Source organism: Pseudomonas sp. PB3P13, assembly GCF_054897735.1.
In genome coordinates this window covers 477,677-491,100 of sequence record NZ_CM142702.1, presented here as the reverse complement: position 1 = coordinate 491,100, position 13,424 = coordinate 477,677, and the positions used below count along the sequence as shown (strand labels likewise).

Sequence of the window (13,424 nt, the reverse complement as noted above, 5' to 3'; positions counted from 1 at the left end):
ACGCTGGGGCGTTCGGTAACAAGATGGTGCGTGATGGGAAACAGGTAAAAAATCGGTTTTGTGGCGAGGGGGCTTGGCGAAGCGTCGCCAAGCCCCCTCGCCACAGTCAATCCCCTCGCCACAGTGGATTTGTTCAGCAGTTGATCAGCGTGCAGTCAGCTCGATTACGCAGCAGGCACCGGTACTGGAGACTTCCAGCAGGCCAGTGTTACCGTCGTATTGCAGGCAATCATGGCGACGCAGTTGTGAGGCGCTGTTACCAACTTTGACTTCCAGCGCATCGGTCACGCTGAACACCAACACAGTCCCCGCCGAACTGAAAAACCGCTGCTCACCTTTCAGCCACTGCAAACGCGCGCTGTAACGCTCCGGCGCGTAAATCAGGTTGAAATCACGGATAGGCCCGCCGAGCAATGTGCAGGACACCTGGCTTTCGCCACCGAAGGCAAACGGGTCCAGCGGTAACAACGGCCGAGTGTCGTGACCATCAACCCGCAAGTTCATGCCTTCGCCTTCCAGCACGGTTATCACCCGCTGGTAGCCGGCAAACGTGGAAAAGTCGCCCGATTCGCCGATGTCGGCAATCGACAAGCGCCAGCCAAACCCATCGAGACCCGTTCCCGCATCGCGGGTGATTTCTTCTGTGCTGCCGCCGCCGTTTTTCCACGGCATACGTGGATAGTCGACCGCGCGCCAAACCTTCAATTCGCTCATTTCTGGCTCTTTATTTATGGAACCGCCCTTCCAGACGATGACGGGAACCCGGGTGGATCAAACGGGCGGCGGTCACTGGCTGACGGCCCGACCAGGTGCGGCGACGAATCAGCAGGCAGGGCTCGCCCTTTTCAATCTGCAGCAACTTGCATTCGGACGCCTCGGCCAGAATCGCCTCGACCACATGCTCGCCCTCGGTCAGCGGCGCGACCTGGTTCAGGTAGGCGTAAGGGGTTTGCAGGGTGAAGTCCTGCTTGAGGTAATCCGGCGCCACCAGCGCGTTGACGAAACGATCTTCGATTTGCACCGCAATATCGTTTTCGAAATGCACGATCAGCGAGTGAAAGACTTTCTGCCCTTCGCGCATGTCCAGTGCCAGCGCACGCTCGGAGCCCGCGGCCTCTTCTTCGAGGGTGATGACTTTGCAGGTATGGCGATGACCGCGTGAGGCGATCTCGTCGGCGATGTTGTGCACTTCAAACAGGGCCGACTGACTTTTCGGCTCGGCGACGAAAGTGCCGACGCCTTGCATGCGCACCAGCAGACCGTCGGCAGTCATTTCACGCAGGGCGCGGTTGATGGTCATGCGGCTGAAACCCAGCTGACTGACCAGCTCGCTTTCCGACGGAACGCGGTAATGCGGCGGCCAGTTTCCACTGTCGATCTGCTGGGTGATCATCTGTTTTACGCGCGCGTACAAGGGCGCCGGACTGTCGCCCATGTTCGCGGCCAACGGTGACACTGGAGGCGGAGTCGGCACGGTAAATCCTTGGTCATCTGAGAATGGTTGCTAGCTTGCCGGAGTTTACCGGGCAGGCAAACGTCTGTATATGTATATACAAATAACACACGATGGGGTGCTGAACATGTCCGCCTTCTTTGCCGAACGCGCACTGCTGCCTGATGGATGGGCCAATAACGTACGCGTTGAGGTCAGCGGCGATGGCGTTATAACCCGTATCCAGGCCGATTCCCACGCACATGGCGCCGAACGGTTGAACGGTCCGCTGCTGCCGGGGATGCCGAATCTGCACTCACACGCGTTCCAGCGAGCGATGGCCGGGCTGGCGGAAGTGGCGGGCAACCCGAACGACAGTTTCTGGACCTGGCGCGATCTGATGTATCGGCTCGTCGGAAAAATCAGCCCGGATCAGCTCGGTGTCATCGCCCGTCAGCTGTACATCGAAATGCTCAAGGCCGGTTACACTTCGGTTGCGGAATTCCATTACGTTCATCACGACGCCAGCGGTCAGCCTTACACCGATCCGGCCGAGCTGGCGCTGCAAATCAGCCAGGCCGCGCGGTCTGCGGGCATCGGCCTGACCCTGCTGCCGGTGCTCTACAGCCATTCCGGTTTCGGCGGCCAGGCCCCGAACGACGGTCAGCGCCGGTTTATCAACAGCACCGAAAACTATTTGAAGCTGCAAGCGCATTTGCAGCCGATTCTGGCAAAGCAACCGGCGCAATCGCTGGGTTTGTGTTTCCACTCATTGCGTGCAGTCACGCCACAACAAATCAGTGAAGTCCTGGCGGCCAGCGACAAGCAGTGCCCGGTGCACATTCACATCGCCGAACAGCAGAAGGAAGTCGACGACTGCCTGAGCTGGAGTGGTCGCCGTCCGTTGCAATGGCTCTACGAAAACGCCGAGGTCGATCAGCGCTGGTGCCTGGTTCACGCCACCCACGCCAACCCGGAAGAGGTGACGCTGATGGCCAACAGTCGCGCCATCGCCGGTTTGTGCCTGACCACCGAGGCCAATCTGGGCGACGGTATTTTCCCGGCTGTGGACTTTCTCGGCCAAGGTGGACGCATGGGCATCGGCTCCGACAGCCATGTGTCATTGAGTGTGGTGGAAGAGTTGCGTTGGCTGGAATATGGCCAGCGCCTGCGCGATCAGCGGCGTAACCGTTTGTACGGCGCGGACCAGCCGATGGTTGGCCGAACGTTATACGACGCGGCACTGGAAGGTGGCACTCAGGCGCTGGGGCAACCGATTGGGGCGCTGGAAGTTGGCAAGCGGGCAGATTGGCTGGTGCTCGATGGCAACGATCCGTACCTGGCGACAGCCACAGGCGACGGGATTCTGAATCGCTGGTTGTTCGCTGGCGGCGATCGCCAGGTGCGGGACGTAGTGGTCAATGGACAGTGGGTCGTGCGGGACGGGCGCCATGCCGGCGAAGAGGAGAGCACCCGCGCCTTTACTCAGGTCCTGCGCGAACTTTTGGGCTGACATCAAAAAATTGTGGGAGTGAGCCTGCTCGCGATAGCGCCATCAGCCTCAACATCAATGCTGGCTGACAGTCCGCTATCGCGAGCAGGCTCACTCCCACAATGGATCTTTGCCGGTCGTCAGTGCGACGTCTTGGCCATCTGCGTCTCCGACGCGCGCCAGATCAGTCGCGTGGTGTCGTAACCCTGCTGGCGCGCCTTGCTCAGCAGGTCTTCGCGCACTACGCCGCTGACCGATGGTGACCGCGACAGTAGCCATAGATACTTGCGACTGGGGTCGCCGACGATGGCGGTCTTGTAATCATCACTGACGTACAGCACCCAATATTGCCCCTTCGCCACGCCGGGTAATAAACGCGAGAACCAGGTATCAAACTCGACCCACAGCTTGTCGGTCTTGCCCGGCACCTGCGGGTACGCCGTGCCTTTAGCCTCTTCCCACTGCCAGTTTTCAGTCAGGCAGCGGTTCAATACCAATACGTTGCCATCCGGTTTGAGGGTGTAATGGGCTTCGGATTGCGCGCAGTTGCGCTGGAAATACATCGGTAGCCGGGCCAGTTCGTACCAGGTCCCTTGGTACTTCTTCAGGTTGACGCTGTCGACGGTTTTCGGCGCCAGTGTATCTTCGCCAGAAGTGGCGCAGCCGGCCAAAACCAGGCCGGCAAAAAACAGGATCAATAACCGCTTCATTGTTTTTCTCCCGTGGGCGTCAGCCCCGGTTTACTTCAGACCTTGGCCGGAAAACATCAGCACTTTGTCACCGGCATACTGCACGCTGATAAAGCTGTTTTTGTCGCCCCAGGTGCAACTGGACATGCCGAGCGCGCCCGAGCAATCCGTGGCTTTGCCCAGCAAGGTTTCCACCTCTGACTTGGGCATACCGGCCTCCAGCTTGGAATAATTTTCCTGATTGACCTTGCTGCAAGCGGTCAGCAGCACGCAGAACGACAACAAGGCGATGGATCGCAGCGACATGGTGAACTCCTGGAGCGAAGGGGGCTGGCAGGCTGCCAGGCAAACCTTAGAAGAGAAATCCCCTGTCTGGTTCCCCGACCGTGGGGCTATTTGTAAGGCCGCTCGTCCGGCATTTCTTAAATATCAGGAACTTTTCTCGGGTATTGAGCATTTCGTCGCAAATACCGAAAGGTGCCTAATCTTTGACGCTTCGCAGTCGACACATTATGTAGAGACAGATTCGCCCCAACACCAGCCCCCTCCGCGGTAGCTCAACCCATGACCAGAAACATGAAATTCAGCCACAAGATCCTGCTGGCTGCCGCCCTCGTGGTGGCCGTTGCATTCGCTTGTTTCATAATGTTCAACGACTACCGGCAGCGCCAGACTCTGCGCAGCAGCACCGAAACGTCGATGCAGGAGCTTGGCAGCCTGACCACCAGCAATATTCAAACCTGGCTTGAAAGCCGCATCCAGTTGCTGCAGTCGTTGTCTCAGCAGATCGCCGTAGACGGCAGTGCGCCGGCCGATCTCAAACGCGCCATCGACCTGCCGGCATACACCAGCAATTTTCAGTTGAGCTACTTTGGCGGCACCGACGGCGTGATGTTCTCCATCCCGGCCGGTAATCGCGCCGCCGACTACGACCCACGCGCGCGCGGCTGGTACAAAGCGGCCAACAGTGCACAGCAGACCATCGTCACCGAACCCTACATAGCGGCGTCTTCCGGCAAACTGGTGATCACGGTTGCCACACCCGTGAAACGTGAAGGCCAGATGATCGGCGTCGCCGGTGCGGACATCGACCTGTCCAGCGTCAGTGCAATCATCAACTTGCTGAACTTCGGTGGCCACGGTCATGCCTTTATTGTCGGCGCCGACGGCAAGATCCTGATTCACCCGGACAGCAAACTGGTGCTGAAGAATCTGGCCGAGGCTTACCCGAACGGCGCGCCGCAGGTCAGCCCGGGCATGAAAGAAGTCGAGATCGACGGCCAGCGCCAGTTCATCTCTTTCACCCACGTCAACGGCGTGCCGTCGGCGGACTGGTATGTCGCGCTGGTGCTGGACCAGGACACCGCGTTCGCAATGCTCAGCGAATTCCGGACGTCGGCGATCATCGCCATGGTCATCGCGGTGGTGATCATCATTGCGCTGCTGGGCATGCTGATCAGTTTCCTGATGCAGCCGCTGCTGACCATGGGCCGCGCGATGCATGACATTGCCGAAGGTGAAGGTGACCTGACCAAACGCCTGACCATTCATGGCCAGGATGAATTCGGCGCGCTGGGCACCTCGTTCAACCGGTTTGTGGAACGTATTCATACCTCGATTCGTGAAGTGTCTTCGGCCACCGGCCAGGTCAACGAAGTCGCCCTGCGCGTGGTTGCCGCGTCGAATTCATCGATGTTCAACTCCGACCAGCAAGCCTCGCGCACCAGCAGTGTCGCCGCCGCGATCAACCAGCTCGGCGCCGCCGCTCAGGAAATCGCCCAGAACGCCGCCCTCGCCTCTCAGCATTCCAGCGACGCGCGCGCACTGGCTGAAGACGGCCAACACGTGGTGGATAAAACCATCACGGCAATGCAGCAGCTCTCGGCGAAGATCAGCGATTCATGCGGCAATATCGAAACGCTCAACAGCAACACCGTCAACATCGGGCAGATTCTGGAAGTGATCACCAGCATCTCGCAGCAGACCAACCTGCTGGCCTTGAACGCCGCCATCGAGGCCGCCCGCGCCGGCGAAGCGGGACGCGGTTTTGCGGTGGTCGCCGATGAAGTTCGCAACCTCGCTCACCGCACGCAGGATTCGGCCCAGCAGGTGCAGAAGATGATCGAGGAACTGCAAGTCGGCGCCCGCGAAGCGGTCATCACCATGACCGACAGTCAGCGTCAAAGCGAAAGCAGTGTCGGCATTGCCAATCAGGCGGGCGAGCGTCTGGGCAGCGTGACCCAGCGTATCGGCGAAATCGACGGCATGAACCAGTCCGTAGCTACCGCAACCGAAGAGCAAACGGCGGTGGTGGAGTCGATCAATGTCGACATCACCGAGATCAACATGCTGAATCAGGAAGGTGTGGAGAATTTGCATTCAACGTTGCGAGCCTGCTCGGACCTGGAGCAGCAGGCGGCGCGGTTGAAGCAGTTGGTGGGTAGTTTCAGGATTTAAGGCGCTTTCACTGGCCTCATCGCCCGCAGGCTGGCTCCCAGAGGGGATTTGTGACCGACACAAACCAAATGTGGGAGCCACCCTGCTGGCGATGGCGGCATCAGCAACAACGAAGCATTAGAATCTGGAACCAGGCTGCGCAAGAAACGCCAACTCCTCAGCCGTCGACTCCCGCCCCAGCACCGCATTCCTGTGCGGAAACCGTCCAAACCGCGCAATGACCTTTTGATGCTTCTCGGCAAAGTCCAGGTAATCGGCAAACAATGCCCGATCGGCCTCCGGCTGCTGCGCGAGCAGATCGATGTAGCGCGAGACGGCTTCGTTTTGCACGGCCAGGTTTTCGCAATGTTCGAACACCAGGTAGATGAACACACGCTGTATCGGCTGCAACCGCCTATCAAAATCCGCGGCAATGCCTTGAGCCACCAGTGCTTGAGCCCGGTGGTCACCTGAAAAGGATTGAGGAGAATCGCGATAGATCATGCGCGGCAATTGATCGAGCAACAGCACCAGTGCCAGCCAACCCTCGGGGCGTTGCGCCCACTCGGTCAATTCGCCGGCCAGCGCCTGCTCGACCCGGCCTCCGAAACGCGTCTGCGCTTCGAGGTCCTGGCTGTCGCGTTTGCCGAACCACAACCTGCCCTTGTCAGCCACTGTCTCTTGCGGTGATTCGGCGGAACCGAACCACCATTCGAGCAATGGCTGCCAGGGCGCGGTCATGTTTATTCCTTGTGGTAAGCCGTGACGCGTGCGACTTCTTCTTTCGATCCGAGGAACACCGCTACGCGCTGGTGCAGGCCTTCGGGCTGAATGTCGAGGATGCGCTGATGGCCGTCGGTGGACGCACCGCCCGCTTGCTCGACCAGAAATGACATAGGGTTGGCTTCGTACATCAGGCGCAATTTGCCCGGCTTGGACGGCTCGCGGCTGTCGCGTGGGTACATGAACAGACCGCCACGCGTCAGGATACGGTGCACATCGGCAACCATCGCGGCGACCCAGCGCATGTTGTAGTTCTTTTTCAACGGGCCTTCATCACCCGCCAGCAGTTCGTCGACATAACGTTGTACCGGCGCTTCCCAGTGACGCTGGTTGGACGAGTTGATGGCGAATTCCTGGGTGGTCTCAGGAATGGTAATGTCTTCGTGGGTCAGTACGAAGCTGCCCATTTCACGGTCCAGCGTGAAGCCTTTGACGCCGTCGCCCAGGGTGAGTACGAGCATGGTCTGCGGGCCGTAGATGGCATAGCCGGCCGCTACTTGTTCGGTGCCTGGTTGCAGGAACGCTTTTTCATTCAGGGCTTCGTTCTGGCTGAGGTACTCGCTCGGGCAACGCAGTACCGAGAAAATGGTGCCGACCGGGGCGTTGATGTCGATGTTCGACGAACCGTCCAGTGGGTCGAACACCAACAGGTACGCGCCTTTCGGGTATTTGCCCGGAATCTGGTAGGCATTGTCCATTTCTTCGGACGCCATGCCGGCCAGGTGACCGCCCCATTCGTTGGCTTCGAGCAGAATCTCGTTGGAAATCACGTCGAGTTTCTTCTGCACTTCGCCTTGGACGTTTTCAGTGCCCATGCTGCCCAGAACACCACCCAGGGCGCCTTTGGACACGGCGTGGCTGATTTCTTTACAGGCGCGCGCCACCACTTCGATCAGGAAACGCAGATCGGCAGGCGTGTTGTTGCTACGGGTCTGCTCAATCAGATAGCGACTCAGGGTAACGCGGGACATGGAAGGCTCCGTGGAATGGGGGGCTGAAAACCCGCGCAGTTTAGCGCGAGTCGGGGTGCATTGGCTCCTATCAGACGTGCTCCGCCCAAGAGAGTTCATGCGTCGGGTTTAGCGTAGTTGGAAACGGATGCCGTGGACTGAGGATTGATGGCAATTTTTCGAGAGAATCTTCGCCTGGAAGCCCGACTGCGCGGGCAGGTGTTGCCGATATCCCCAGGCGCACTGGCCGCGCAGGCGTACAGCAGATCGCAGCCTGCGACAGTCAACGTTCACCCTGGAGGGTGAAGAATGACTGCCAAAGGCTGCGATCTTGTCCGGCGCGCCAGCATTTTGAGCAGTAGCGGGTTTACTCCAACGCTTTCCAGATATCCGTAGCGTACTCGCGGATGGTCCGGTCGGACGAGAACCAGCCCATGCGCGAGGTGTTCAATACTGCCGAACGCCACCACGCCTGCGAATCATGCCAATGCGCTTCGACACGCATCTGCGCCTCCCAGTAGGAATCGAAATCGGCACAGACCAAGAACCGGTCGTAGTCGATCAACGAATCGATGAGCCCGGCATAACGCGACGGATCATCCGGCGAGAACACCCCGCCGCGGATCGCTTGCAGCACGTCATTCAAGCGATGCGATGCGGCAATGTCCGGCGTCGCGTTGAACTCGTGATTCTGCTTGCGCGCCTCCACTTGCTGCGCGCTCAGGCCGAAAATGAACATGTGCTCGGCACCGATGCGCTCGCACATTTCCACGTTCGCACCATCCAGCGTGCCGATGGTCAAGGCACCGTTCAGGCCGAATTTCATGTTGCTGGTGCCCGAGGCCTCGAAACCTGCGGTGGAAATCTGCTCCGACAAATCCGCCGCCGGAATAATGCTTTCGGCCAGGCTGACGTTGTAATTGGGCAGGAACACCACTTTGAGCAAGCCGCGCACGGTCGGGTCATTGTTGACCACGCGAGCGATGTCGTTGGTCAGCTTGATGATCAGCTTGGCCTGGTGATAACTGGCGGCGGCCTTGCCGGCGAAGATCTTCACGCGCGGCACCCAGTCGATTTCCGGCTCGGCACGAATCGCCTGATAAAGCGCAACGGTGTGCAGCAGGTTGAGCAACTGCCGTTTGTATTCGTGGATGCGCTTGACCTGCACGTCGAACATCGCCGCCGGGTTAACCGCCACGCCGAGCCGCTCGTGAATAATGTAAGCCAGGGCTTTCTTGCTGTGCAGACGCTGTTCGGCGAAAGCTTTGCGAAATGCCGGTTGCTCGGCGAACGGCTCCAGATCGAGCAAGCGTTCTTCCGGGTTATCCAGCAACTGCGGCCCGAGTGCATCGACCATCATCGAGGTCAGTTCCGGGTTGGCTTGATACAGCCAGCGGCGGAAGGTGATGCCGTTGGTCTTGTTGTTGATTCGCTCCGGGTAAAGTTTGTGCAGCTCGGAGAACACGGTTTTGCGCATCAATTGTGTGTGCAGCCCGGACACGCCGTTGACGCTGTGCGAGCCGAGGAACGCCAGGTTCCCCATGCGCACGCGGCGACCGTTGTCTTCTTCGATCAACGACACGGCGCGCAGCACGTCAAAGTCGTGAATGCCTTTGCTGCGCAGCGAATCGATGTGCTGAGCGTTGATCAGATAAATGATCTGCATGTGCCGCGGCAGCATGCGTTCCATCAGACCGACCGGCCAGGTTTCCAGCGCTTCGGGCAACAGCGTGTGGTTGGTGTACGAGAGCGTATCCACCGTAACCTGCCATGCCGCATCCCACGCCACGCCATACACGTCGACCAGCTGACGCATCAGCTCGGCCACCGCAATCGAGGGGTGAGTGTCGTTGAGCTGAATCGCTGCGTGATCGCCCAACGTCAGGACGGATGCGTGCATGTTGCGATGACGCCGCAGCAAGTCTTGCAACGACGCTGCGACAAAGAAATATTCCTGACGCAGCCGCAGTTCCTGGCCAGCCTCGGTGCTGTCCGCCGGGTAAAGCACGCGGGAAATACTTTCGGCCCGGGCAACTTCCGCCACGGCGCCCAAATGGTCACCGGCGTTGAAGCGTTCCAGGTGCAGGTCTTCCACGGCGCGGGCGCGCCACAGGCGCAAGGTGTTCACGCTCGCACCGCGCCAGCCGACCACCGGCGTGTCGTACGCGATGGCCCGCACGGTTTCCGCCGGGGTCCAGACTTGTTTGGTTTTGCCCGACTCTTCGGTGACCGTTTCGACACTGCCGCCGAAACCGATCGGATACACCACTTCTGGTCGCTCGAATTCCCACGGGTTGCCGAAATCCAGCCAGTGCTCGGTCTGCTCCTGCTGCCAGCCATCGACGATGGCCTGGCGGAACAAACCGTGTTCGTAACGAATGCCATAGCCGTGCCCGGCAATGCCGAGGGTGGACATGCTTTCCATGAAGCACGCGGCCAGACGCCCGAGGCCGCCGTTGCCCAGCGCGGCATCAGGTTCGAGCAAGCGGATGCGTTCAATGTCGACGCCGAGCTCGGTCATGGCTTCGCGGGCAACGTCGAGCAGGCCGAGGTTGCTCAAGCTGTCGTAGAGCAACCGGCCGATGAGGAATTCGAGGGAAAGGTAGTAAACCCGTTTCTGACCTTTGCGGTAGATCTGCCGGGTGTGGTCCATCCAGTGCTCGACCATGTGGTCGCGCGCTGCCAGTGCAATGGCTTCGAACCAGTCGTGGTCGAAGGCGTGATCCGGGTCTTTGCCCACCGCGTAGGTGAGTTTGGTCAAGACGGCATCGCGAAATGCGGCCACCTCTGCTTCGCGAACAAGTGGTTCTTGAGTCATCGATAGGACCTCGAGCGAGCGTGAAGTTTCTGAGCCTAGACGCTCTGACAGGCAGCCGACGCGCTTGTTCGGCAGTTTTCCCTGATAGTGCGAAATCTGTCGCCATTACATTGGCAGGTGCCTGAATCAATGCAGGGGGCGTGCCGAAAAACCCGAGTTTTCGCACCGCCCGGGGAAAAATCCGGCGAAAGGTTGTTCAAAAATCCACCGGTCCCGGTATGATCGCGCGCCCTGATGCACACGCTGGTAACAACCGATGATGAAGTCCAACCTGATCGCTGCCGCCGAGATCGATCGCCTCGATACCTGGGCCAAGTATTCTGCGCCGATGTGCGGCTCTTGCGTATCCAGCTGCTGCACGCTGCCGGTCGAGGTCAAGATCAAGGATCTGATCCGCATTGGCATCGTCGATGAATTCGAGCGCGGCGAACCGGCGAAGAACATCGCCAAGCGTTTGCAGAAGGAAGGGATTGTCGAGCGCTACAACCAGAAATCGGAAATCTTCACGTTGCAGCGCATGAGCAATAACGATTGCCTGTACCTGGATCGTAAAAGCCGTCTGTGCACTATTTATGAAAAGCGGCCGGATACTTGCCGCAATCACCCGAAGATCGGCCCGCGGCCGGGGTATTGCGCTTACAAGCCCAAAGAAGTGGCGCGCGAGACCAGCAGCTCCCGCCGTACCCTCGAGAAGTTTTGATCCAACATTTCGCCGTCTGACCGGGCCTCATCGCGAGCAGGCTCACTCCCACAGAGTTCGGCGGTGTCCACAGGTTTTGTGAACACCACACTTCACTGTAGGAGTGAGCCTGCTCGCGATGGGGCCAGCCCATTGAACACACAAACCCCAGACAAACAAAAACGCCCCCGATCTCGCGATCGGGGGCGTTTTTTCAAGCGCTAACTAAGTCGAAACTCAGTTGCCGCTTTTCTTGGCAGCGCGGGTACGCTCGCTTTCGCCCAGGATCTTCTTGCGAAGACGGATGGACTTGGGAGTGACTTCGCACAATTCGTCTTCTTGAACGAATTCCAGAGCCTGCTCCAGGGTGAAGCGGATAGGCGGAACCAGTGCGATGGTTTCGTCTTTACCCGAAGCACGCATGTTGTCGAGCTTCTTGCCTTTGGTTGGGTTGACGCCCAGGTCGTTGTCGCGGCTGTTGATGCCGACGATTTGACCTTCGTACACGTCTTCACCGTGACCCAGGAACAGTTTGCCGCGAGCCTGCAGGGTTTCCAGCGAGTAAGTCAGAGCCTTACCGGTGGCAACCGAAACCAGCACGCCGTTCTGACGACCGGACATGTCGCCGGATTTCATCACGTCGTAACGGTCGAAGATCGAGGTCAGGATGCCTGCACCGGAGGTCAGGGTCAGGAACTCGTTACGGAAACCGATCAGGCCACGCGCCGGGATGTTGTACTCAAGGCGCACACGGCCCTTGCCATCCGGAACCATGTTGGTCAGGTCGCCCTTTCGGATACCGATCTGTTCCATGATCGAACCTTGCGATTCTTCCGGCAGGTCGATGGTCACGTTTTCGTACGGTTCGTGCTTGACGCCGTCAACCATACGGATGATCACTTCCGGACGACCCACACCCATTTCGAAGCCTTCGCGACGCATGGTTTCGATCAGTACCGAGAGGTGCAGCTCACCACGGCCGGAGACTTTGAACTTGTCGGCGGTGTCGCCTTCTTCAACGCGCAGAGCCACGTTGTAGAGCAGTTCCTTGTCCAGACGTTCCTTGATGTTACGGGACGTCACGAACTTGCCTTCTTTACCGCAGAAAGGCGAGTCGTTTACCTGGAAGGTCATGGAAACGGTCGGCTCGTCAACGGTCAGCGGCTTCATCGCTTCAACGTTCAACGGGTCGCACAGAGTGTCCGAGATGAACAGCTGATCGAAACCGCTGATGCAGACGATGTCGCCGGCAGCTGCTTCGTCAACGTCGATACGGTGCAGACCGTGGTGCCCCATCAGCTTCAGGATACGACCGTTACGCTTCTTGCCGTCGGCGTCGATGGCGATAACCGGAGTGTTCGGCTTGATGCGGCCACGAGCGATACGGCCAACGCCGATAACACCCAGGAAGCTGTTGTAGTCCAGAGCCGAGATTTGCATCTGGAACGGACCGTCACGGTCAACTTGCGGCGCAGGTACGTTGTCGACGATCGACTGGTACAGCGGGGTCATGTCTTCAGCCATGTCGGTGTGTTCCAGACCGGCAATGCCGTTCAGGGCCGAGGCGTAGACGACTTTGAAGTCCAGCTGTTCTTCGGTGGCACCGAGGTTGTCGAACAGGTCGAAGATCTGGTCCAGAACCCAGTCCGGACGCGCGCCTGGACGGTCAACCTTGTTGATCACCACGATTGGACGCAGGCCGGCTTCGAAAGCCTTCTTGGTCACGAAACGGGTTTGCGGCATAGGGCCGTCTTGAGCGTCAACCAGCAGCAGAACGGAGTCAACCATCGACATCACGCGTTCAACTTCGCCGCCGAAGTCGGCGTGGCCCGGGGTGTCCACGATGTTGATGTGGTAGCCGTTCCAGTTGATGGCGGTGTTTTTCGCCAGAATGGTAATACCGCGCTCTTTCTCCTGGTCGTTGGAGTCCATCACGCGCTCGTCGTTGAGCTCGTTGCGCTCCAGGGTGCCGGATTGACGCAAGAGTTTGTCTACCAGGGTGGTTTTACCGTGGTCAACGTGAGCAATGATGGCGATGTTGCGTAGATTTTCGATCACTTGTGTATCTCGATCAGAGGATTCGGTGTGCTGACAAGTCTTGGCAGCGATTAACAGTAGAGTCAGGCCTTGCCGTTACAGCTTGAC

At 59.0% G+C, this 13,424-nt stretch carries 11 protein-coding genes; 3 read left to right on the top strand and 8 right to left on the bottom strand.

Annotated elements, in window-relative coordinates; genetic code table 11:
- Positions 1 to 144: 144 nt before the first annotated feature.
- Entirely contained in the window at positions 145 to 714 is a 570-nt protein-coding gene (locus ACYZT1_RS02310) for a HutD/Ves family protein (RefSeq protein ID WP_462017480.1), read from the bottom strand.
- A 10-nt stretch (positions 715 to 724) separates the two neighbouring features.
- On the bottom strand, positions 725 to 1,435 hold the full coding sequence (gene hutC, locus ACYZT1_RS02305; protein ID WP_462019172.1) for a histidine utilization repressor: 711 nt from the start codon (positions 1,433 to 1,435) through the stop codon (positions 725 to 727).
- 145 nt (positions 1,436 to 1,580) lie between these two features.
- Here hutC and ACYZT1_RS02300 point away from each other — a divergent pair, with 145 nt between their 5' ends.
- Positions 1,581 to 2,945, top strand: a complete 1,365-nt coding sequence (locus ACYZT1_RS02300; protein WP_462017479.1) for a formimidoylglutamate deiminase — start codon at positions 1,581 to 1,583, stop codon at positions 2,943 to 2,945.
- Positions 2,946 to 3,064: 119 nt separating this feature from the next.
- Here the strand turns inward: ACYZT1_RS02300 and ACYZT1_RS02295 are convergent, their stop codons facing one another.
- Together ACYZT1_RS02295 and ACYZT1_RS02290 are read right to left on the bottom strand one after the other, a co-directional pair.
- Positions 3,065 to 3,634 (bottom strand): lipocalin family protein, encoded by a 570-nt coding sequence (locus ACYZT1_RS02295; RefSeq protein ID WP_462017478.1) that lies wholly within the window; start codon positions 3,632 to 3,634, stop codon positions 3,065 to 3,067.
- 30 nt (positions 3,635 to 3,664) lie between these two features.
- Positions 3,665 to 3,919, bottom strand: a complete 255-nt coding sequence (locus ACYZT1_RS02290; RefSeq protein ID WP_462017477.1) for a hypothetical protein — start codon at positions 3,917 to 3,919, stop codon at positions 3,665 to 3,667.
- A 258-nt stretch (positions 3,920 to 4,177) separates the two neighbouring features.
- On the opposite strand from ACYZT1_RS02290, the gene ACYZT1_RS02285 reads away from it, so the two are divergent.
- Positions 4,178 to 6,070: a methyl-accepting chemotaxis protein gene (locus ACYZT1_RS02285; RefSeq protein WP_462017476.1), complete on the top strand. Its 1,893-nt coding sequence runs from the start codon at positions 4,178 to 4,180 to the stop codon at positions 6,068 to 6,070.
- A 117-nt stretch (positions 6,071 to 6,187) separates the two neighbouring features.
- Here ACYZT1_RS02285 and ACYZT1_RS02280 read toward each other — a convergent pair whose 3' ends face one another.
- The 3 genes from ACYZT1_RS02280 to ACYZT1_RS02270 form a co-directional block, all read right to left on the bottom strand.
- On the bottom strand, positions 6,188 to 6,790 hold the full coding sequence (locus tag ACYZT1_RS02280) for a DUF924 family protein (RefSeq protein WP_462017475.1): 603 nt from the start codon (positions 6,788 to 6,790) through the stop codon (positions 6,188 to 6,190).
- Positions 6,791 to 6,792: 2 nt separating this feature from the next.
- Complete coding sequence (locus tag ACYZT1_RS02275) at positions 6,793 to 7,803, bottom strand: class 1 fructose-bisphosphatase (RefSeq protein ID WP_462017474.1); 1,011 nt, start codon at positions 7,801 to 7,803, stop codon at positions 6,793 to 6,795.
- A gap of 346 nt (positions 7,804 to 8,149) precedes the next feature.
- A complete protein-coding gene (locus tag ACYZT1_RS02270; protein ID WP_462017473.1) occupies positions 8,150 to 10,600 on the bottom strand; it encodes a glycogen/starch/alpha-glucan phosphorylase in 2,451 nt (816 codons plus the stop codon).
- A gap of 259 nt (positions 10,601 to 10,859) precedes the next feature.
- On the opposite strand from ACYZT1_RS02270, the gene ACYZT1_RS02265 reads away from it, so the two are divergent.
- Positions 10,860 to 11,300: a YkgJ family cysteine cluster protein gene (locus tag ACYZT1_RS02265; protein WP_149416955.1), complete on the top strand. Its 441-nt coding sequence runs from the start codon at positions 10,860 to 10,862 to the stop codon at positions 11,298 to 11,300.
- A gap of 216 nt (positions 11,301 to 11,516) precedes the next feature.
- On the opposite strand, the gene typA is transcribed toward ACYZT1_RS02265, so the two are convergent.
- Entirely contained in the window at positions 11,517 to 13,337 is a 1,821-nt protein-coding gene (typA, locus tag ACYZT1_RS02260; RefSeq protein WP_462017472.1) for a translational GTPase TypA, read from the bottom strand.
- Between the last annotated feature and the right edge of the window lie 87 nt (positions 13,338 to 13,424).